Origin of the sequence: Vibrio sp. 10N.247.311.49, assembly GCF_041467655.1 — a bacterium.
GTDB classification, from domain to species: Bacteria; Pseudomonadota; Gammaproteobacteria; order Enterobacterales; family Vibrionaceae; genus Vibrio; species Vibrio crassostreae_C.
Genome location: NZ_JBFSVA010000001.1, coordinates 224,094 through 244,906 on the forward strand (window position 1 = coordinate 224,094; position 20,813 = coordinate 244,906).

Below are 20,813 nucleotides of genomic sequence, written 5' to 3' on the forward strand. Positions count from 1 at the left end.
GCTTAGTGCCTATTGATACTCCGCTATAGGTGTCTCATTTGGCGCTAAGCATTATGCTTTTTGTGATGGTTTTATCAAACATTAACCATGAAACTTATTTTTAACATAATCAAACTAGACAGTCTAGTTTGGTTTGGTTAGTCTAAAAAAAGAACATAATTGAGTACCGCATAGGAACAGGAAGTATGTATAAATTGATGAAGGGAAGCGCAGTAGCAGTGGCGTTGTCGACTCTTCTTGTCGGGTGTGGTGAAAATACACAAGCCGAGACAGCATCCGATGCAGATAATGCTGCAGTGGAATCGAGTAGTGCAGCGTCGACAGTCTTAACAGTAGAAACTGTCGCTTTGGAACGCTCTCCATCGTATGCGGTACAGCGTGAATATGTCGGTGTGGTAAAGGCCGGGCAGCAGGCGAATTTGGGTTTTGAATTGGCGGGTAAGGTCAATGAGATTCTGGTGGATGTCGGTGACACAGTCACAACAGGTCAGCCGTTGATCCGATTGGATCCCCAACTTTTGGAAACCGAGTCTAGCCAACTGAAAGCGCAGGCTGAAGAAGTCAAAGCTCAATTGAGTTTGGTGGCAGCGAACCTTAAACGTCAACGTTCATTGAAAGCGAAAGGCTTCAGTGCCGAAGCTGAGATTGATTCGTTAACCAGTGAACAGCGCGTGTTGCAGGCGAACTTATTGCGTATTGATGCCTCGGTAAAAGGCAATGAATTGAAGTTGGTTAAGTCGACGGTTCGTGCGCCTTATTCGGGCACTATCGCAACGCGTTTTGTGTCGTTGGGTGATGTGGTGAATGTGGGTAATCCAACTCTTACATTGCTTGCTTCAGAAGGCAAAGAAGCCTTTATCGGTATTCCTGCTCATCAGATGCAAAAAGTAACCTCGCTTTCTTCACCAAGTATTCGTGTCGGGCGAGATTATTTCGTTGTGACGCTGCTGAATCCGGGAGCAATGGTGGATACGCAATCTCGCAGTGTCGGCTTACGTTACCTTTTCCCTGAACAAGCGGCGGTTTTAGAAGGTCAACTTGCTTACCTTAAGTTTGACGAGCAAATCGATGACCAAGGTTATTGGGTGCCGTTAACGGGTTTAATTGATGGTTTACGCGGTGTGTGGAACATCTTTGTGATTGGTGAAGACAATAAGGTTGAACGTAGAAGTGTTCAGGTGTTGTTTGCCAACAATCAACAAGCGTACGTGAGTGGGGCGATTGAAGACGGTGAACAAGTGATTGCCAGTGGCTTACATCGTTTAGTGCCAGGACAAACCGTAAAGCCAGCTAGCGTTACTGCTGAATAGGAAATAGCATGAAAATCATAGAGACTATTTCCAACACTCGACTGCTTATCTTAATGACCGCACTGCTGATGGTGAGTGGTATTTCTGCGTTCATGACGTTGCCACGTGCAGAAGATCCAGTAATCATCAACCGTTACGCGAACATTACTACCAGTTTCCCCGGCGCCAGTGCCGAGCGTGTTGAAACCTTAGTTACTGAGGTTATCGAGAACAAGCTGCGTGAGCTGAGTGAAGTTAAACTCGTGAGCTCAACCTCAAGGCCGGGCGTGTCTATTGTCACCTTAGAATTGAATGACACCATCACCGAGCCTGAGCCGGTTTGGTCTCAAGCTCGCGACAAGTTATCTGACATCGAATCCATTTTGCCTGCGGGCTCTCATTCTCCCGATCTCGATAGCGACCATACCTATGCTTTCACAACCATCGCATCTCTAACCTGGTCTGGTGCAGGCGAGCCTGACCGATTAACACTCGGGCGTTATGCCAAAGAGCTCGCTAAGCGACTAAGAACTTTGTCGGGTACTGAATTCGTTGATGAATACGGGATGCCACAAGAAGAGATTCAAATCAGTTTACGTACCGCAGATGCAGCCGCGCTTGGTCGTTCAAGTGCCAATATCGCAGAATCTTTGGAAGGAGCAGATGCGAAAAACTCTGCCGGTGAATTGGTCAGTGCTTATTCTCGCTTTGGCTTAGAAATTAAATCTGAACTCGATTCCATTGAACGCATTAAGCAAGTGCCAATAGCCACTGATAGCAAAGGTCACATCATCCGTATGGAAGACATTGCTTCGGTGAAACGTGGTGAGAAAACCCCACAAGACCAGATTGCTATTGTTGATGGTGAGCCGGGTGTGATTGTCGCGGCAAGAATGCACCCTGATCTGCGAGTTGATAACTGGACGTCGCGAGCTAATGCTCTGATTGGTAAATTTGAGCAAGAGTTACCAAGTAACGTTAAGGTGACCGTGCTCTTTAATCAGCAAGGTTATACCGAAACTCGCTTAGACGATTTAGGCAAAAGCTTGATGATCGGTTTCGGTCTGATCTTGATTGTTCTGTTTGTCACTTTAGGCGTGCGTGCCGCGATCTTAGTCGCCATTTCTCTGCCGTTAACCTCATTATTGACCTTGTCGATCATGAAAATGACCGGTGTGCCGATTAACCAAATGTCGGTGACAGGCCTAATTGTGGCGCTCGGGATCATGGTTGATAACGCGGTGGTGATGGTCGATACCATTCAAGCTTATCGTTTGAAAGGGCAACAACGAGCAGAAGCGACCATGAATGCATTGAAGCATTTATGGGTGCCGTTATTAGGCTCAACTTTAACTACCGTGTTGGCGTTTGCCCCGATTATCTTGATGCCGGGTGCATCGGGTGAATTTGTCGGTGGTATTGCGATTACCGTTTCTTTCTCATTGATCGGCTCTTACATTATCTCGCACACCTTAATCGCAGGTTTAGCGACCAAGCTACTGCCGAAACAACTCAGTGATGTCGACAAGAAAGGGCAGCACCATTGGTACATGACGGGTTTGAGAATCCCGGCTTTGACGCGCTGGTTCTCATCTTCTGTTCGCTTTGGCGTCACGCATCCAATCATCACGATTGCTTTGGTGTTGTTGGTTCCGTTTACTGGTTACTGGAGTATGTCTCAGCTGACTGAGCAATTCTTCCCGCCATCAGACCGAGACATGTTTGAGATTCAGGTTTACATGCCGCCGCAAGCGAGCATTTACGCCACCAAAAACACCTCTGAAAAAATCGACGATATCATTCATCGTTACCCTGAAGTGGAACGCATTGATTGGCTAGTGGGCGCAAACTTCCCATCCTTCTATTACAACCTGCAAGCAAGGCAAAATAATGCGCCGTACTTCTCGCAAGCCATGGTGAAAACAGAGAACTTTGACCAAGCCAATGCGCTAATTCCACAGTTGCAAAAGGTGTTGGATGAAGAGGTGCCGGAAGCACAAATCTTGGTACGTAAGCTTAACCAAGGGCCTCCATTTACCGCGCCCGTTGAACTGCGAGTGTATGGTGAAAACCTCGATACGTTGAAAGCGATTGGTGAGGATGTGCGATTGATTTTGGCGGGTGTTCCTCATGTGACGCACACAAGGGAAACCCTGCAACCAGGTACTCCGAAGGTGTGGTTGAAGGTTGATGAAGACACCGCAAAGCTGAATGGTATTTCATTGAACCAGTTCGCAGGTATGCTGCAAACTACTCTGACAGGTCGTGAAAGTGGCTCTGTGATTGAAGGCAGTGAGTCGGTACCAATCCGTGTTCGTGTGGCAGATGAGGCGCGTGAAAACTTGGTTCACTTAAGCAATATTCGTCTGCCAATCAGTTCTGATGTCTACTCAACAGGGATCAATGTTTCGACTCTGGCAGAACTGGAATTGACGACCAGCCGCGGCGCGATTACTCGTCGTAACGGGCAACGAGTGAACACCATTGAAGGTTACATTGAAGCGGGTGTTTTACCTCAAACCGTCCTTAATGAATTCCAGAAACGCTTAGCAAGCTATCAGATGCCATCGGGTTATACGATTGGTTTTGGTGGTGAATCCGCTGAGCGTGACAATTCAGTTAACAGCCTTATCTCGAATGTCGCCGTTGTGGTGGTATTGATGGTGTTGGTGGTGGTGATGTCATTCAACTCGTTCCGAATGAGCAGCATCATCTTCATGGTAGCAGGGTTGGCTGGTGGACTAGGGCTGTTGTCGGTATGGATCTTCGGTTATCCGTTCGGCTTTACGGTGATTATCGCGATGCTTGGGATTGCGGGCTTAGCGATTAACGCGGCCATTGTGATTTTGACCGAATTGAAACTCGATAAAGAGGCTTCCTCCGGGAATGTAGATGCAGTCGTTGAAGCTGTGATGTCGTGTACTCGCCATATCAGCTCAACCACGATAACGACTGTTGGCGGCTTTATGCCATTGATCATCGCTGGCGGTGGTTTCTGGCCTCCGTTTGCGGTCGCGATTGTTGGCGGAACGGTATTAACCACGCTTATCTCGTTCTACTTTGTGCCGGTGGTTTATCACTTGATGACTCGAAATCAGCGAAAAACCATCGCGACTCAAGCGGCATAACTGTTTTTTAATTTAACTGCTTTTCAATTGCCCATAATCGAGCCGTATCTGGCTCGATTATGGTGTTGTTATTCTCGATAAATTCATCCCAATTCCTACCATTGTGTTGTTCTTTTCACCGCTATAACGTTCTCAATTAGTCAAATTATCCTTTCTGTTAGTCATAATATTCTTTCAATTCGTCACAGTAGTACATCGATGAATGCTTGGTTATCTTGCTGGTGAATGAGTGGGTATTTTGAATAATCTAACCAGTGAATACCTTGTAAATGGTATGTGAATTCACAATCTTGATGGGCGTCACACTTCTATTTATTCGCTCTTTCTAATGTACCTTGAACTTGCCCTGAGCAGTGGTGACGCGCGAGTGTTTATCTACTTTTTCTAAATCCCTTGTCAGTACTGGCTCCATCTGTGTAGCACGCTATTGATGTGTGTCTTAATCGCTTACTGCTTCTTAGTTTTCGTCTTCATAAATGGAAGGTTAGTTTCCAAGTTTGTTTGGTGAGCTTTCAATTTCAACTCTTCATAATGCGCCGAATGTAACAATGTATTTCAAAGTGTAACAATTAAGTCATGTTTTCTGTGTGGTTTTAACCCAGCAGTAACGAACCTTATTGCATTGCTTTTTGAGATGCGGCGTTTCACATGCTCAACACATAAATATTCTAATGATCATGACAACCAGTACTCAGACGTTCGTTCTGAGTCTGGATAACCATCGAGAAAGTTAATGGAAGCTTCAAGATATAAACGCATTTTATCGAGGACAAATTTGTCGAAGATTGGTTTGCTGGGAACCATTCTGATGCTCGAAGGATGTAACTCCGCATTGCTCGACCCAAAAGGTAGCGTTGGCGTTCAGGAAAAAGAGCTGATTATCACGGCTCTGTTGCTGATGTTGATTGTCGTCATCCCAGTGATTCTGATGACCATCTACTTTGCTTACCGATACCGCGAGAGCAATACCACGGAAGAGTATGCACCTGACTGGGCACACTCAACCAAGATTGAAGTGGTGGTATGGACGATTCCAATCATCATCATCGCGATTCTAGCCACCATCACTTGGCGAACAACACACGAATTAGAGCCATCAAAGCCTTTGGTGAGTGACGTTAAGCCTATGGTGATCGAAGTGGTCTCTCTGGACTGGAAATGGCTGTTCATCTATCCGGAGCAAAACATTGCGACGGTTAACTATGTTGCGTTCCCGAAAGATGTACCGGTGACGTTTAAGCTGACTTCAGACAACATCATGAACGCGTTCTTTATCCCGCGTCTTGGTTCGCAGATCTACGCGATGCCGGGAATGGTGACCAAGCTGAACTTGATTGCTAACCATGAAGGTGACTTCAAAGGTTTTGCATCGAACTACAGTGGCAAAGGTTTCTCACATATGAAATTCACTGCATCAGCCATGCCTGATCAAGTGGCATTTCTAAACTGGGTGGAAAAAGTGAAAGCAAGCCCTGATCGCATTGAAGATTGGGAGCAGTTCCGTTCATTGGCTGCGCCAAGTGTGGCTGAACCCGTCACTCTGTTCTCCAGTATCCCACCATTTTTATTCACCGATGTCGTGACCCAGCACCCTGGTTCAATGAACTGTTTGCCGGAAACCCAAGGATAATCGTCATGTTTGGAAGATTAACTCTAGACTCAATTCCCTACCACGAACCCATTATTTTGGTCACGTTAACCATGATCGCTTTAGTGGGCAGCTTAGTGGTGTACGCGGTAACCAAAGCCGGTAAGTGGCAATACCTTTGGAATGAATGGTTTACGTCTGTAGACCACAAAAAATTGGGCTTCATGTACATTGCTGTTGCGATGGTGATGTTAGTTCGTGGCTTTGCTGATGCGGTCATGATGCGTAGCCAGCAATTGCTTTCTGCAGCCGGTGAAACGGGCTATTTGCCGCCACATCACTACGACCAGATCTTCACGGCTCACGGCGTGATCATGATTTTCTTCGTAGCGATGCCTTTGGTTATCGGTTTGATGAACATCATCGTGCCGTTGCAAATCGGTGCTCGTGATGTTGCATTCCCTTATCTGAATAACTTGAGCTTCTGGCTATTTGTGGTGGGTATTATCCTAACCAACATGTCGCTTGGCTTAGGTGAGTTTGGCCGTACGGGTTGGTTGGCGTATCCGCCGCTGTCTGGTATTGAGGCGAGCCCGGGAGTCGGGGTCGATTATTGGATATGGGCGCTGCAAATATCCGGAGTGGGTACTACGCTAACGGGTGTGAACTTCTTTGCGACCATTTTGCGCATGCGTACTCCGTCTATGCCAATGATGAAGATGCCAGTATTCACGTGGGCGTCTCTGTGTGCCAACATCCTGATCATCATCTCTTTCCCAATCCTAACGGTAACCATCGCGTTACTGACTTTGGATAGATACATCGGCACGCACTTTTTCACCAATGACCTTGGTGGCAACGTGATGATGTATGTGAACCTGATTTGGGCATGGGGACACCCTGAGGTGTACATCCTAATTTTGCCTATCTTCGGTGTGTTCTCTGAAGTGACTGCAACCTTCTCTCGCAAAAAACTGTTTGGTTATACCTCACTGGTATGGGCAACAGTGGCGATCACTATTTTAGCGTTTGTGGTTTGGCTGCATCACTTCTTCACCATGGGTTCTGGCGCCAATGTGAATGCCTTCTTTGGCATCGCGACCATGATTATCTCTATCCCAACCGGGGTTAAGATCTTCAACTGGCTATTTACCATGTACAAAGGTCGTATCCGCTTCACCACACCAATGATGTGGACAGTGGGCTTCCTAATCACCTTTACCGTGGGTGGTATGACGGGCGTATTGATGGCAGTTCCGGGGGCAGATTTCATTCTGCATAACTCGGTATTCCTGATTGCTCACTTCCACAACGTAATCATCGGTGGTGTTGTCTTCGGTTGTTTTGCTGCGATTGGTTACTGGTTCCCGAAAGCGACCGGTTTCACTCTGAACGAGCTTTGGGGCAAACGCGCATTCTACTGCTGGATCATCGGTTTCTTGATGGCGTTCTTGCCGCTTTACGCTCTGGGCTTTATGGGCATGACACGTCGTTTGAGCCAAGACATCAACCCTGAGTTCTTCCCTTTACTGGCGGTTGCGGCTGCAGGTACAGGCGTAATTGCGATGGGTGTGGTGTGTCAGTTCGTTCAGATTTACGTAAGTGTTCGTGACCGCGACCAAAACCGAGATCTAACCGGTGACCCTTGGGGCGGACGTACATTCGAATGGGCGACATCGTCACCACCACCGTTCTATAACTTTGCAAAATTGCCTAAGGGCGATGAGATCGATTCGTTCTGGTATCAAAAGCAAAGTGGTGAGTTTGATCCAACTCAGGAAGAAGAATACGAACGTATTCACATGCCGAAGAACACACCGACAGGCATTTATGTGTCTGCATGGGCGTTGGCATTTGGCTTCGCAATGATCTGGTACATCTGGTGGCTAGCGGCTGCAAGCTTAGTAGGCATCGTGGTGACGTGTATTCAACACAGCTACAACGACGATGTGGACTACTACGTGGAAGTTGAAGAGATCAAAGCGATTGAAGCGGCTCGACGTGCACAGCTTGCAGAAGCGAAGAAACAGTCAGTGAAAGGCGACCATTCTGGTCGTGGTAACAGCGCTGACACTGATAACAACGACAAAAAAGATGACTTGGAGACGACGTATGCAAGCTAATACTCCGTCACACACTTATGATCTTGCACACTCGCATGATCATCACCACGAAGCCGCGGGCAACAAGTTGTTTGGTTTCTGGGTTTACTTGATGAGTGACTGTGTCCTGTTTGCCACGCTTTTCGCGACGTATGCCGTGCTTGAGAGTGGCTCAATCGCTGGGCCGACAGGTAAAGACATCTTTGAACTGCCGTTCGTGTTTGTCGAAACCATGATGCTGCTGTTCAGTAGTATCACCTTCGGCTTTGGCATGATTGCGATGAAGCGCAAAGACGTTCTAGGACTCAAGCGATGGATCAAAGTGACTTTCGTATTGGGCTTAGCCTTTATCTGTATGGAAGTGTATGAGTTCCACCACTTGATTGCAGAAGGCTATGGTCCTCAAGAGAGTGCGTTCCTTTCTGCGTTCTTTACCTTGGTTGGTACACACGGTTTGCACGTAACGTTCGGTCTTATCTGGATGGCGGTGGCGTATCACCAACTTTCAACCAAAGGCTTGAACGACAACATGTCGATGCGTTTCCAGTGCTTAAGTTTGTTCTGGCATTTCCTTGATATCGTTTGGATTTGTGTATTTACCATCGTGTACTTAATGGGGGTGATGTAATGGAACAGCATCTAGACAGCGGTGCAACGGATTACGTGAAAGGCTTTATTGCTTCACTAATTCTCACCATTATTCCGTTCTACATTGTGTGGGCACATGCGCTACCAAGTACGGAAACTTACGTGATCTTGTTCGGCTGTGCGCTGGTGCAAATCTTTGTCCACTTTAAGTACTTCTTGCACATGGAAGCGAAATCTCCCGATGGGCGTTGGAACTTGGTGTCATTGATGTTTACCGCCATTGTTGTATTGATTCTTATCGCTGGCTCGGTATGGATCATCTACAACATGAACGTCAACATGAAGTTGTAGGCTAGGTATGCTGAAAAGATATCTGTCTATCACCAAACCGGGCATCATTTTCGGCAACCTGATTTCTGTTGCGGCGGGGTTCTTCCTCGCCGCAAAAACAGAACCAGCCAATGCGATGTTGTTACTGACAACATTAGCGGGTGTGGGACTTGTGATTGCATCAGGTTGTGTGGTGAATAACATATTTGATCGAGACATCGACCAAAAGATGAAGCGCACACAAAATCGAGAATTGGTTCAGGGCAACATCAATACGGACGTCGCGTTCGTTTATGCCTTGGTTTTACTGCTCTCAGGCACAGCGCTTCTGTTTCAGTTCGCTAATCCGATCTCTGCGGTCATGGTGTTGCTTGGCTATGTGTTTTACGTCTTTTTCTACACCATGTGGTACAAGCGTACATCGGTGTACGGCACTTTAGTCGGCAGTATTTCGGGCGCAGTTCCGCCATTGGTGGGTTACTTGGCGGTGACTAATTACATCAGCCTTGAAGCGGTATTGTTGTTTGTGATGTTCTGTTTATGGCAAATGCCACACTCGTACGCGATCGCGATGTTCCGGATACAAGATTATCGAGATGCAGGCATTCCCGTGTTACCGGTGAAAGAGGGCGTCGACAAAGCACATCAGCACATGAAAGCCTATGTGCTGGCGTTTGGCGCAGTATCATTGGCGCTGTTCCTACTCGGGGAAGCAGGTTATGAATACCTCGCGGTGTCGGCAGCAGTCTGTTTTATGTGGACCAAAGTGACATTCCGCAAAGTCGATTGCCTTAACTACATCCAGTGGTCAAAGACGGTCTTCAAGGTCTCTCTGCTGGTGGTGATGAGCATCAGTGGTGTACTGGGGCTGGAGTTGATTCCGTTGCCTACGCTTTTTTGATTTAAGTTTGTCGTTGAACCCTCAATGTTCTGAAGTCCGAGGGTTTGACGACTTTTTATCTGTCCCGCTTTAAGCTATTACCCTTCAAAAATATCACTAAGCCAATCTTCAAGCTGCTCTCGTTTATCTTGTGGGCCATTGATGATCACTAAGCCGTTTAGTGTCGCGTGATCCCAAGATATAGTGCCAGTTGCTAGCGCATCGAACACATCTAATTCAGTAATTAACAGTAGATCTTCTTCAGTAGGCAAAGTGTCTCTACCTGACACATCGACACCCTTCTCAAGTTTCACTTGGCTGTAATGACCTTTGATTGCTTCGAACAAGTTGAACTCAATTTTGCTTGGGTGGGGTTTCGCAAGCGCAGCCTTGATGGCAAAGAGTCGAAAGTGATCTGGCTTATTGAGGTTGTTGAATTCATCGTCTTGTCTGGCTGTAATGACGTTACCAAATACCTCGAGTGAACCGGGCTCTGTCACCAAACTAAATCCGGTATCTTGGTGAAGACCACAGGCAAACGTGAGTGAAGAGGTAAGCGAAAGAATCAGAGCAAATCGTTTTAACATAATGGTTATCGAGACCTGTAAAAGGATTAAGAATCTGACGGCAGCAGCCGAACCTGACGATAAAAAAGGGACCACAAAGGGTCCCTGTATTTGTTTGTCGTCCATGTAACGGTCAGCGAATCGATTGATAGCTATTTAGCGAGATTGTTTGCTAAGTAGCTTTCGTCAAAGAGCCATCGTCGAAGATCTATCGCCAAAGAGCGACCGTTCGAGCTCGCTATTAGCGAACGATGAGCATGATCTCTTCTGGAGTCATTGCCTTATCGAAGTAGCTCATGAATTGACCGAAGCCTTTGATGTCGCCATTCGAGAACGTGAATGCACCAGACTGTAGGTTGGTACCAATCACTTGTTGAGCGTTTGGACCTGCAATCAAGATTTGGTTCAATACTGCACGAGTGGTGTCGATTTGAACGTGTGCGCCTTTCACTGCTTCTTCGTGTAACTGAGCAATACCGTTACGGATTTCGATAGTGAATGCTTCGTTCGTATCAGAGAAGTTGTACGTTAGCATCATGTTCACGTCTAACGAGTTTTCTGCGATAAGCGTTGAAGTCATCATGTCGAAGATCTGCTTGCTTGGTAGTGCAGTAAGAACGTCAACAGAAGCGAAGCTGATCATGTTAGAGAAGTCACGTTTGTTCTCTAGTTCAGCCGCCGCGTTGAGCGCCCAGTTACGCCAGTTGATGTTCACTTGGTCTGCAGCCCATGCTTTGTAAGCTTGTGCTTTCATCTCACGAGCTTCCATATCTTGCTTGTTTACCGTGATTGGGTAAGAAAGAATTTCTGCTGCAAATGTGTAGTTCTCAGCCTTAATTGCTGCTTGTGCAGTCGTAAGGATGTTGTCACGACCGCCCATGATCTCTACGAATGCTTTAGCGCGTTGCTCGTAAGCCATTGGCTCTAGCTGCCATGGATCCGCTTCGAAGAAACCGTTGTAACCTACGTAAATCTGACGCACGGCGTGTGCAACAGTACCATAGTGTTCACCTAACCAAGGGTGTTCTGCAAGGTGCTTAGGAAGTTTAACTACTTCAACTAGCTCGTCTGGCGTCATACCTTTGTTCATGTAACGGATAGTTTGATCATGAGTGTATTGAATCGCATCACGGTAAGCCGTTAGTACGTCAGCTACTGCTTCTTTACCTTCAACAGGACGACCATGCGAATTGATCATGATTTCTGTATCGAATTGACGCATAACGTCGATGCCCTTGAACCACATGCTTGGATCACGGAATTTCGTACCGCGAATTGTGTGTAGGTTCGGGAAGTTTTCGCCTTGTAGAACCTCTGCTGCGTGCAGGATTTTTTGTTCTGGAAGGTAAACCACGATTTCATCTTTAGTTTCAGATGGCACGTTTACGATCTGCATGTGAACACCAGAGATTGTGATGTCTAATGTGCCATTTTTTTCAACGAGCATATTAGGCTCAATGAACGAGATATCGCCTTGCATGAAGCGCGGACCAAGGCCGTCGTTTACTGTGCCGTGCTCGCCTTCTTCTACGTGCTTAGCACCTGTGTAAGAAGTACGGTGACCAAATAGAGTACCTAGGTTTGAAGACCAGTTAGCCACTGCAGCGGTTAGGCCTTCTTCAGCGATGATTTTTACTTCACCTGATGCCACTTCTTCGTCAGTCACCCACGCACACCAGAGATGTGGTCTATGTGGTTGTGAGAATAAATGATTGCTTTAACCGGCTTGTCGGTGATTTGACGGAACTGTTCTTTAACCGATTGAGCCATTTCTACCGACTCGCCTGGATCAACAATGATGATGCCGTCCGTACCTTCAATCATGACGGGTGTATCTAGACCGAAACCGTAACCAAGATATACGTTGTCATCTACTTTGATGATTGCTTGGTCCATTTTACGACCATGCTTGGTGAGGATTGGGTGAACATGGTCAGACTCAGCAGTGTAAGCTAGAGAATCGCCTGTTTTAGAAACAACTTGAATACGTTCGCCTTTTCCCCAGAACATGTTTGATTTGTGTTCGAATAGAACCTCGCTCTTGTAGCGAGCATCAAGATCAATGTTTTGGTATTGCGCAGCATTTGCCGTCTGAAGTTCTTGGCCGACTTTCGATGTCGCTTCTACAGTTGGCGTTGCAGATGCAAAACCAGAAGCAAGTAGAGTGCTCGCAATAGCAACAGGAAGCGCCATTTTTTTGAATGTATTAGTCATGGTAGTGACCTTATATTTGGATACAGGAATTGGATTTCTTGAGCCAAATGATAGAGGTGGGGGAGGTCGCTATCTACGCGCTAATAATATTTCAATCTATCGTTTTTTCGATGATTTGTTTGATAAACGATTGTATTGGCGATTAATTTTGATCTAAATCAATTAGTAAATGAGCTTGCAACAGATACAAAAATGCCCTGAAATTCAGGGCATTTGTTTTACAATTAGTCGCTAGTTCATGAGTGGCTGTGATACGAGTGAATAACAGCCAAATCATTGAATACTTAATTGCTTATCAAGAGCTAATCGTTTACCAAGAGCTTAATCGTTTACCAAGCACCTAGGTATGACTTGTAAGATTGTAGGCGAACTGTTGCTGCGCCGATTACATCAATGAAGCCCCAGAACGGATGTGGTTTCTCTGCCGAGATCCAAGCCGCGCCAGTTGAACCAATAGGGATGTTGTAACCTTCTGGTTCGATGATCTCAAGTACGATAGTACGACCTAAACCATTACCGTTTCTGACCACGTGTTGACCGACGCTTTGTGGCCCCTGAAGTGGAGAAATACTCGACTCTCCCGTACCTGCGTTGAAACTGTGTACTTTTGCTCTGAACACGTGCCCTGGGTATGCATCAACGAAGAACTCTGCAAAATCGCCTACTTGAACATATCCGTAAGTTTGGTCTGAAATACGCATCTCAAGGAACTTTTTGCTGGTGTTGTAAAGGTGCATGTTCCCCATTACAGACCCCTCAGCAATATTCACTATCGATACCTGACCGTCAAATTCAGCTCTAATCGTTTTCTTCTCTTGCGCCCAATTTACTTTTTGTAGATCGGCTTTTAACGACACAAGTTGAGCGTGCAGCACTCGAAGGTCTGAGTCGTACTTTTCTACGTCACGCAGATTGAAAATTTCAGGTGAAGTTTCAGCGCGCTCTAAGTCGCGAGTCATTTGCTTAATCTGTTCTTCTTTCTGAACAATTGAAGATTCGATCTTTGCTTTGTCTGCGGCTGAGTCAATGTCGACGAGTGTGTAAATTACGTCGCCTTCTTTAACCATTTGGTTGTGTTCAACAAGCACTTGGTCGATCTGCTGGCCAAAGATCGGTGACATTACCGCGTGTGGTGCTTTCACTGTGGTTGAGTTGGTTAGATCAACGGGTGCCCACAAGCGAGAGATAACCGCTAATACCGCAAGAATCGTTACGCCGCCAATGGCAGCCCATGTGTAGTTCTTGAAGTTCTTCTTAAGTGCGCCTGTCGCAAACAGTGACCATACAATTAGGATGTATGGAATCATCATCTCTTTCATTATGCGACCTCTTTTTCTGTAGGGGATGGTTTTGTTGGAGCCTTTTCTTCTGAAGCCTGTTCTTTTGAAGACTGAGCTTCTGAAGACGGTTCTACTGGAGACTGTTGTGTTTGAGACGGCTCTGTTACCGATTGTTCAGGTGATACGTGGACTGCGGCTGTCTCTGTATTGGTCGCGTCTTGTTTAGGCTGAACACCACGGCGAATCACATCACTCAGTGATTGACCAATATGTTTCCAGTTCGCCAATGCGATAACCAATGCGATAACCCAGAATGTTTTGCTGATGAAGAGTCCGCAAAGTGACAGTGCAAACACGATTTGAACGTGAGCGCTTTTGTGCTCTTTTGCTTTATGCACACCCAGTTCATGCAACTGCCACATGCCGTAAACACCGGCTAAAACCACAGCAATGGTCACTGAGAACAAGTAACCAGAGAAGGACTCCATCTGGAAGAAGTTCATCATCATTTCATTGGGATGATTGTTGAATTGAGACATGTCGATGTCTTTAGAATGGATTGTGCCTAATGGTGCAAGAGCCCATGCTCCCGCAAACATCACTGCCATAAACAGGCAGAATTTAATCAAGACCATAGCAACGGCCCAGATCTTCTGGAAAACGATTTTTATAAAGTTCATATCTCAACCTAAATAAGGAGAGAGAAAGTGCAGCCTTGGTACAAGACTTTTAGAAGACATCTGAAAGAGGTGTTGAACTCACGTAACCGTATAGACCTACTGAGTCAAAAGTACTAGATGACAATTAAAAATCGCTTTGACCACGTAGACAACGCATTCTCGCGAATAGAGTGTTAAAAACACCTGGCGAAATCATTCTTAAGTAACGTCTACCATTGATAGGTTCGTTTGCTGCATTGGGTTTTAAGGCCGTCTTCCGTGATGTGTGCAACACCATCATCTACACATTTTTAGGTTTTCTGTTTAGGTTAAGAATTGATTTGTTGGCGAAATAATAGGAAGTGTAACTGGTGCTATCTACGCATTATTGCGATATTGAATTATCGTAATTACGATGAATTGAGTGGTTGCTTAAACGTGAGGTGGGTTTATTTGAACAGGCTCAAACTCGGCTTATAAAATATGTCTATTTAATTAGCCTGGATCATAGAAGTGGCTATAAAAGTATCAATAAGGCAGGACGGAAATATTGAATACTCCGACCAGTCTAGGGTGAGTTTGGGTGGATTAAGCGTTACTGGCACAGCGAAGAGATTTAGATTCCAATCTGGCGAATGTGGCAGCTATTCGAAAGAGTGAGTTGTTCTGACATTTTTGCTCTTTACCATATGATGCTTCCTTCTCAGTTTTGTTTTCTCAATGAGCATCCGTTGTTTCATTCTATCGCTTTTACGATAAGATAATTAAATCTATCGCCAAATGAGCACTGAATCATGAGTAATGACATTCCGAATTTTAACTTATTGGCTGTGTTTTCAGCGGTGATGGAGCAGGGCAGTTTGAGTAAGGCTGCCGATCATTTGAATACCAATCAATCGACGATCAGCACTGCGCTCGGCCGACTGAAAAATGAAATTGGCCAAGAGTTGTTTGTGCGCAGTGGGCGAGGGGTTGTGCCTACTGCTTACTCGCAAAGCTTGTATGAGCAAATCAAAGCGCCAATACACGAGCTCAACGGCGTGTTTCAAGGTATGGCTGGGTTTGATGAAGCGAGTACAGAGCGCAGGTTTGTGGCTTCGGTTCCCGAACATTTAAAGTGGATGTTGCTCGATCGATTTTCTCAGTTATCTAACCAAGGCTTATCTCTTGAGGTGTATGACCAACCAGATAGTGATGATCAAGTCCATGAGGATCTATTAACTCAGAAGTTTGATTTGATGATCGACATTGTGTTGCCTGAGCATTCAAGCATGATGAGCGAAAAGCTCTACGACAGTGAGTTTGTGATTGTTTGCCGAAATGGGCACCCTAGGATCAAAGGTGAGATCACCGAGGCGCAATATCTCAGTGAGCAACATGCGGTTTTAGCCAGAACACGTCGCCAAGTAAGAAGTTTGACTCACTACACTTCGTTAGACTTATCCTCGCGTAAAATTGTAATTCACGGCAGCTCTATGGCCAGTAACCTAATGCTGTGTAGCCAGACTGATTACATCACTGTTGTGCCGCTTTCTATGGCGATCCAGTATCAGGAACGTCTTGGGTTACAGTTGTTCAAACCGCCTTTCGATTATCAGCCTATCTCTCATTACCTCATTTGGTTGAAAAAACAGAACACCGATCCGGCACATAAGTGGTTGAGAGAGCAGATCATCAATACGACTAATGACATGTCTAAATCACTAAACAGTTGGCGCTCCGCTTTCTGATCGTCGCCCTATCTTTTGTTTGCCAAATATCTTCTTAACAAATCACTTGTATTAAGTGAGTTATAATAAAAAATTATCACAATGAGAATTTATGATAATTTCATTTATTTTCTGTCAGCTCGTATATTAACCCTAACAAAGAAGTGGGTAACCTCCACTCACGATTATATCGGCTCAGGTTGCTGGGCTAAAAAGGGCGAAATATGAAATTCCTACACACAATGATCCGAGTTACTGATTTAGACAAGTCTATCGAGTTCTACACCAAGGTATTGGGAATGAAGGAACTTGAACGCCACGAAAACAAAGAGTACCGCTACACATTGGTTTTTGTTGGCTATGAGCAAGGCGGCACGACTATCGAGCTAACGTACAACTGGGATACGAATGAGTACGAGATGGGCAGCGCGTTTGGTCATCTGGCATTGGGTGTAGAAGATATTTACGCAGCATGTGACAAAATCAAATCGCTAGGTGGCAACGTCACTCGCGAAGCGGGTCCAGTGAAAGGCGGCTCAACTCATATCGCTTTTATTACTGACCCAGACGGCTACCAAATCGAACTGATTCAACTAGGTTAATCGAGGATATAACAATGACAAACGCACTATTTCAACCAATTCAACTTGGTAATATCGAGCTTAAAAACCGTATTGTTATGCCACCGATGACGCGTTCTCGCGCAACGCAACCTGGTAATTCAGCAAACGATATGATGGCGGCTTACTACGCTCAGCGTGCTTCTGCAGGTTTGATTATTGCTGAAGGCACACAAATTTCACCTATGGGTCAAGGCTATGCTTGGACTCCGGGTATCTATTCTGATGAGCAGATCGCTGGTTGGAAAAAAGTGACTGATGCCGTACATGAAAAAGAGGGCGTTATCTTCGCTCAACTTTGGCATGTAGGCCGTGTAACACACCCAGACAACATTGGTGGTGAACAGCCAATCTCGTCTTCTGCACTTAAAGCACAAAACGTAAAGGTATTCATCGATAACGGTACTGATGAACCGGGCTTTGTTGATGTGGTTGAACCTCGTGAAATGACGAAACAAGACATCAAAGAGGTGGTTGAACAGTATCGCCAAGCGGCTTTGAATGCGGTTGAAGCAGGCTTTGATGGTATCGAACTTCACGCAGCGAATGGTTACTTAATCAACCAATTCATCGATTCTGAAGCAAACAACCGCACTGACGAATACGGTGGTTCAATTGAAAACCGTTTACGTTTCCTAGGCGAAGTGGTTGAAGCTATGGTTGAAGCGATTGGTGCTGACCGTGTTGGTGTACGCCTTGCTCCGTTCACATCGTTGAATGGTACGGTTGACGCTACACCAGTAGAGACTTACACAGCGGCGGCAGCACTACTTAACCTATACAAAATTGTTTACCTACACATTGCAGAAGTTGATTGGGACGATGCACCTGAAACGCCAAAAGCATTTAAAGCAGCAGTTCGTGAAGCCTACGAGGGTGTCCTTATTTATGCGGGTAAATACGATAGCGAGCGTGGCGAAAAAGCCGTTGCTGAAGGCGTAACTGACATGGTTGGTTTTGGTCGTCCATTCGTTGCGAACCCAGATTTACCAGCTCGTATTCAAAATGGTTACCCACTTGCAGCGCACGATCCAAACACATTGTTCGGTGGTGCTGAAAAAGGTTTAACGGATTACCCAGAATACGCAGGCTAAAAACAGCTGCCTGAAGCAGAGTATTGAGATAGTATCTCGATCCTGTTGAATGTTTATAAAAAGCAACCTTGCAGAGTCGGGTTGCTTTTTTTGTTATTGGACTAAGTAAAATGATGAACGTGAAAGCGATGCGCGGAGAGCTTTACCTTCTATTTGCCACCCTGCTAGCTGGGGTGGGATGGATTGCATCTAAGCTGGTGGTATTAGAAATGCCTGGGCCAGTGTTCATTGGTGTGCGATTCCTCGTCGCGAGTCTTATTCTTCTGCCATTTTGTATTCACCATATTCGTAAGCTTTCGTTTAAGCAGATTCTGTCTCTTTGCGGCGTGGGTTTGTTGTTGTCTGCCTCATTGCAGGTATGGGTGTTTGCAGTTTCGGTGACTGAAAGCTTGTCGGAAGGGGCATTCATCATGAGCTTAGCCATGATCATTGCACCGTTTGTGTCTTGGATTTTGTTTCGAGTTAAGCCTAATCGCGCGTTTTGGATGTCTTTCCCGATCGCGATTATTGGCATGCTGTTGCTGACTTTGGGTAACGGCTGGCATGTTGAGCAGAGTCAGATTTATTTCTTACTAGCATCGATTTTGTTGTCTGTTCACTTTGTGATGAACAAGCGTGTGATTACCAATATCAAGCCTATCGCATCAATCTGTGTGCAACTGTTTGTGGTGGGTGTGAGTGGTTTAGCCTTTGCTTCTATGACAGCTCAGCCGGAGTTCGAAATCACCAAAACCTTAGTCTTCTGGTTTATTGTCTCTGCGGTGATCGCAACGTCTATTCGTTACTTGCTACAAACGGTCGGTCAGCACTCCGTGAACATGGAAGTGGCGGCATTGATCATGATTCTTGAGCCTGTGTGGACGCTGCTGTTAAGTGTGAGTGTGCTTGGCGAAAGTGTAGAGATGCAGAAGCTGCTCGGTGGGGCGGTGATCATTGCTTCACTATTTTGCTATATCAAATGGTCGAGACGAAAATAAAACACTCGGCGCAAGGCCGAGTGTGGGTTGTTTTTCAATACACGTTCAGAGTGTAATAATTTCTAAGCACTAAGCTTGCTAAGCAGTGAACGCGGTAAGATCAGATTGCCGCGACTACTTTCTGAAGTAGCTTGAGCATTTGTTGTTGCTCTTCAGCATCTAACTCGTTCATCAACTCTTTGTTTAAACGAACGGGGATAGGAACGAGTTGTTCTTCAAGTGCTTTTCTGAGCCTTATCAGGCGAGTGTTGAACAAGACTTGTCGAGTGCAGAGCAAGGGTTAAATTCTGCGAATAAGACGTGCAAAGGGTGTCACCGTACTTATCGTTCTCGTTGGTAACGATTTTAACAACGAGCTTTGAATACAGGTGGTAAAGTCTAACCCTTACCACCATAGTCCTATCGCACAGCCTTCTTTTCTTTGTGCTATCAATTCGAATGCACTAGGGGCGGGAAAGGACGTGAATGAATTACTCGTTGATGGTGACTTTAGTAATCACAATATCTTCGCAAGGCACATCTTCGTGTCCCCAACGAATGGTTGTTGGTGCGACAGCGATTTTGTTTACCACATCCATACCCGCTGAAACCTTGCCAAATACCGCGTAACCCCAGCCAGCATTGGTTGTTGAGGTGTGATCTAGGAAATCGTTGTCATCAAGGTTGATGAAGAACTGCGCCGTTGCAGAATGTGGTGCATCAGTCCGAGCCATTGCCACAGAACCAATCACATTCTTCAAGCCACGGTTTGCTTCGTTGACGATCGGTGCACGAGTTGGTTTTTCTGTCATGTCGATAGTGTGACCGCCACCTTGAATCATGAAACCTTCAATAACACGGTGAAATGTCGTGCCTTCGTAGAAACCGTCTTGGCAGTATTTAAGGAAGTTTTTCGACGTTACTGGCGCTTTTTCAAGGTTCAGTTCAATCTCGATATCGCCAAAGTTGGTGGTGAAAGTAATCATAGGGCTACCTAAAGTTGAAGTTTTACTGAGTCGTAATGACGAAAGTGGGTTGCAGTATAGGGAAAATAACAGCGGATACCAGTGATGGTTTTATTGTGGTTGAATTCTCGTCAACCACCAAAATCACGCCTGATATTGTTTAAGGAAGATCTCGACACTTGAAGTAATGATCACTTGTTTGTGCGAAGCATCCGGTGACGGCACATGACCAATGATTTGCGGCCAAAACGCAAAAGACTTAAGCAGGCCAATAAACTGCGTGGAGGCGAATTGTGGGTCAAGATCGATTAGACGACCGTCTGCCAATGCGGCTTTAATCCAGGTTGTAAGTCCACTTTCTGCTTGGGAATATTTTTCCATCGCTTGATGCGCCAGTTCGGCGTTATGGAAATACTCTGAGAACAACACGCGTGACAGGTCGATGAAACCTTCAGACTCAAGTAACTCAAGTTCTTGATTGGCTATCGATGAAAGCTGTTCTTCAAGTGGCAGTTCTGCTTGATAAGGGAAATGCGTAGCGGCCAGAGTTTTGCTCCAAATACTGTCTAGAATCTCATCTAAAAGGAGTTCTTTACTGGCAAAGTGATTGTATACGGTGCGCTTTGATACTTCTGCGCGACTCGATATTTTATCCATGCTGGTCGCCTTGTAGCCGCGCTCAGTAAACTCTGCGATAGCAGCGGCAACGATCGATTCACGTTTTCTTTGGCTCAGTGTTTTTTTTACAGTCATCGGGATACTACTCAATATGTCGCGGTTAGCATTGCATACGATAATTTTACACCAGTAAGTTTACTTTTAGAACACCAATCCGTGTATTGGTA

16 protein-coding genes and 3 pseudogenes are annotated in these 20,813 nt (G+C 45.7%); 12 read left to right on the forward strand and 7 right to left on the reverse strand.

Features of this window, described 5'->3' with window-relative positions:
- Positions 1 to 185: 185 nt before the first annotated feature.
- The 7 genes from AB6E54_RS00990 to cyoE all read left to right on the forward strand — a co-directional run bounded on the left by AB6E54_RS00990 (position 186) and on the right by cyoE (position 9,926).
- Entirely contained in the window at positions 186 to 1,310 is a 1,125-nt protein-coding gene (locus AB6E54_RS00990; RefSeq protein ID WP_372106177.1) for an efflux RND transporter periplasmic adaptor subunit, read from the forward strand.
- Positions 1,311 to 1,318: 8 nt separating this feature from the next.
- Positions 1,319 to 4,417, forward strand: coding sequence for an efflux RND transporter permease subunit (locus tag AB6E54_RS00995; protein WP_372106178.1), 3,099 nt, complete (start codon positions 1,319 to 1,321; stop codon positions 4,415 to 4,417).
- 733 nt (positions 4,418 to 5,150) lie between these two features.
- Positions 5,151 to 6,047 carry a ubiquinol oxidase subunit II gene (gene cyoA / locus AB6E54_RS01000; protein WP_372106179.1) on the forward strand — a complete coding sequence of 299 codons (897 nt, stop codon included), beginning with the start codon at positions 5,151 to 5,153 and terminating at the stop codon, positions 6,045 to 6,047.
- A 5-nt stretch (positions 6,048 to 6,052) separates the two neighbouring features.
- Positions 6,053 to 8,128, forward strand: a complete 2,076-nt coding sequence (gene cyoB, locus AB6E54_RS01005) for a cytochrome o ubiquinol oxidase subunit I (protein WP_229648065.1) — start codon at positions 6,053 to 6,055, stop codon at positions 8,126 to 8,128.
- Positions 8,100 to 8,735, forward strand: a complete 636-nt coding sequence (gene cyoC / locus AB6E54_RS01010) for a cytochrome o ubiquinol oxidase subunit III (RefSeq protein WP_136982245.1) — start codon at positions 8,100 to 8,102, stop codon at positions 8,733 to 8,735. Before cyoB ends, cyoC begins: the two co-directional genes overlap by 29 nt.
- Positions 8,735 to 9,046, forward strand: a complete 312-nt coding sequence (gene cyoD, locus AB6E54_RS01015; RefSeq protein ID WP_017066633.1) for a cytochrome o ubiquinol oxidase subunit IV — start codon at positions 8,735 to 8,737, stop codon at positions 9,044 to 9,046. The genes cyoC and cyoD overlap by 1 nt, the downstream gene beginning before the upstream one ends.
- Before the next feature lie 7 nt (positions 9,047 to 9,053).
- Complete coding sequence (cyoE, locus tag AB6E54_RS01020) at positions 9,054 to 9,926, forward strand: heme o synthase (protein WP_372106180.1); 873 nt, start codon at positions 9,054 to 9,056, stop codon at positions 9,924 to 9,926.
- Positions 9,927 to 10,003: 77 nt separating this feature from the next.
- Here the strand turns inward: cyoE and AB6E54_RS01025 are convergent, their stop codons facing one another.
- From AB6E54_RS01025 to AB6E54_RS01040, 4 genes and pseudogenes are all read right to left on the reverse strand, one after another.
- Positions 10,004 to 10,492 (reverse strand): hypothetical protein, encoded by a 489-nt coding sequence (locus AB6E54_RS01025; RefSeq protein ID WP_012604429.1) that lies wholly within the window; start codon positions 10,490 to 10,492, stop codon positions 10,004 to 10,006.
- A 220-nt stretch (positions 10,493 to 10,712) separates the two neighbouring features.
- A pseudogene (locus tag AB6E54_RS01030) lies at positions 10,713 to 12,685 on the reverse strand (alkyl sulfatase dimerization domain-containing protein).
- A 329-nt stretch (positions 12,686 to 13,014) separates the two neighbouring features.
- Complete coding sequence (locus tag AB6E54_RS01035; protein WP_372106181.1) at positions 13,015 to 14,004, reverse strand: efflux RND transporter periplasmic adaptor subunit; 990 nt, start codon at positions 14,002 to 14,004, stop codon at positions 13,015 to 13,017.
- Entirely contained in the window at positions 14,004 to 14,645 is a 642-nt protein-coding gene (locus AB6E54_RS01040) for a magnesium transporter (RefSeq protein WP_372106182.1), read from the reverse strand. Before AB6E54_RS01040 ends, AB6E54_RS01035 begins: the two co-directional genes overlap by 1 nt.
- 773 nt (positions 14,646 to 15,418) lie before the next feature.
- On the opposite strand from AB6E54_RS01040, the gene AB6E54_RS01045 reads away from it, so the two are divergent.
- The 4 genes from AB6E54_RS01045 (at position 15,419) to AB6E54_RS01060 (ending at position 19,024) form a co-directional block, all read left to right on the forward strand.
- Entirely contained in the window at positions 15,419 to 16,354 is a 936-nt protein-coding gene (locus AB6E54_RS01045; protein WP_102394217.1) for a LysR family transcriptional regulator, read from the forward strand.
- A gap of 203 nt (positions 16,355 to 16,557) precedes the next feature.
- A complete protein-coding gene (gene gloA / locus AB6E54_RS01050; RefSeq protein ID WP_017066787.1) occupies positions 16,558 to 16,935 on the forward strand; it encodes a lactoylglutathione lyase in 378 nt (125 codons plus the stop codon).
- 14 nt (positions 16,936 to 16,949) lie between these two features.
- A complete protein-coding gene (locus AB6E54_RS01055) occupies positions 16,950 to 18,047 on the forward strand; it encodes an alkene reductase (protein ID WP_017065285.1) in 1,098 nt (365 codons plus the stop codon).
- Positions 18,048 to 18,157: 110 nt separating this feature from the next.
- Complete coding sequence (locus AB6E54_RS01060; RefSeq protein WP_372058572.1) at positions 18,158 to 19,024, forward strand: DMT family transporter; 867 nt, start codon at positions 18,158 to 18,160, stop codon at positions 19,022 to 19,024.
- Between the two features lie 100 nt (positions 19,025 to 19,124).
- Here AB6E54_RS01060 and AB6E54_RS01065 read toward each other — a convergent pair.
- Positions 19,125 to 19,250, reverse strand: a pseudogene (locus AB6E54_RS01065) (MarR family transcriptional regulator); the annotation flags it as partial.
- Here AB6E54_RS01065 and AB6E54_RS01070 point away from each other — a divergent pair.
- Positions 19,248 to 19,364: pseudogene (locus tag AB6E54_RS01070) on the forward strand (cytochrome c); the annotation flags it as partial. The pseudogenes AB6E54_RS01065 and AB6E54_RS01070 sit on opposite strands and share 3 nt — an antisense overlap.
- Positions 19,365 to 19,494: 130 nt before the next feature.
- On the opposite strand, the gene AB6E54_RS01075 reads toward AB6E54_RS01070, so the two are convergent.
- Positions 19,495 to 19,989 (reverse strand): peptidylprolyl isomerase, encoded by a 495-nt coding sequence (locus AB6E54_RS01075; RefSeq protein WP_048609354.1) that lies wholly within the window; start codon positions 19,987 to 19,989, stop codon positions 19,495 to 19,497.
- A gap of 123 nt (positions 19,990 to 20,112) precedes the next feature.
- On the reverse strand, positions 20,113 to 20,721 hold the full coding sequence (locus tag AB6E54_RS01080; protein ID WP_372106183.1) for a TetR/AcrR family transcriptional regulator: 609 nt from the start codon (positions 20,719 to 20,721) through the stop codon (positions 20,113 to 20,115).
- Positions 20,722 to 20,813 lie beyond the last annotated feature (92 nt).

What these genes read in the sequence shown, in the direction of transcription:
- AB6E54_RS01055 (WP_017065285.1), top strand. Translation starts at nt 16,950, where the DNA reads ATGACAAACGCACTATTTCAACCAATTCAACTTGGTAATATCGAGCTT.
- cyoC (WP_136982245.1), top strand. Translation starts at nt 8,100, where the DNA reads ATGACTTGGAGACGACGTATGCAAGCTAATACTCCGTCACACACTTAT.
- cyoA (WP_372106179.1), top strand. Translation starts at nt 5,151, where the DNA reads ATGGAAGCTTCAAGATATAAACGCATTTTATCGAGGACAAATTTGTCG.
- AB6E54_RS01075 (WP_048609354.1), bottom strand. Translation starts at nt 19,989, where the DNA reads ATGATTACTTTCACCACCAACTTTGGCGATATCGAGATTGAACTGAAC.
- AB6E54_RS01035 (WP_372106181.1), bottom strand. Translation starts at nt 14,004, where the DNA reads ATGAAAGAGATGATGATTCCATACATCCTAATTGTATGGTCACTGTTT.
- AB6E54_RS01025 (WP_012604429.1), bottom strand. Translation starts at nt 10,492, where the DNA reads ATGTTAAAACGATTTGCTCTGATTCTTTCGCTTACCTCTTCACTCACG.
- AB6E54_RS01040 (WP_372106182.1), bottom strand. Translation starts at nt 14,645, where the DNA reads ATGAACTTTATAAAAATCGTTTTCCAGAAGATCTGGGCCGTTGCTATG.
- AB6E54_RS00995 (WP_372106178.1), top strand. Translation starts at nt 1,319, where the DNA reads ATGAAAATCATAGAGACTATTTCCAACACTCGACTGCTTATCTTAATG.
- cyoE (WP_372106180.1), top strand. Translation starts at nt 9,054, where the DNA reads ATGCTGAAAAGATATCTGTCTATCACCAAACCGGGCATCATTTTCGGC.
- AB6E54_RS01045 (WP_102394217.1), top strand. Translation starts at nt 15,419, where the DNA reads ATGAGTAATGACATTCCGAATTTTAACTTATTGGCTGTGTTTTCAGCG.
- AB6E54_RS01060 (WP_372058572.1), top strand. Translation starts at nt 18,158, where the DNA reads ATGATGAACGTGAAAGCGATGCGCGGAGAGCTTTACCTTCTATTTGCC.
- AB6E54_RS00990 (WP_372106177.1), top strand. Translation starts at nt 186, where the DNA reads ATGTATAAATTGATGAAGGGAAGCGCAGTAGCAGTGGCGTTGTCGACT.
- cyoD (WP_017066633.1), top strand. Translation starts at nt 8,735, where the DNA reads ATGGAACAGCATCTAGACAGCGGTGCAACGGATTACGTGAAAGGCTTT.
- cyoB (WP_229648065.1), top strand. Translation starts at nt 6,053, where the DNA reads ATGTTTGGAAGATTAACTCTAGACTCAATTCCCTACCACGAACCCATT.
- AB6E54_RS01080 (WP_372106183.1), bottom strand. Translation starts at nt 20,721, where the DNA reads ATGACTGTAAAAAAAACACTGAGCCAAAGAAAACGTGAATCGATCGTT.
- gloA (WP_017066787.1), top strand. Translation starts at nt 16,558, where the DNA reads ATGAAATTCCTACACACAATGATCCGAGTTACTGATTTAGACAAGTCT.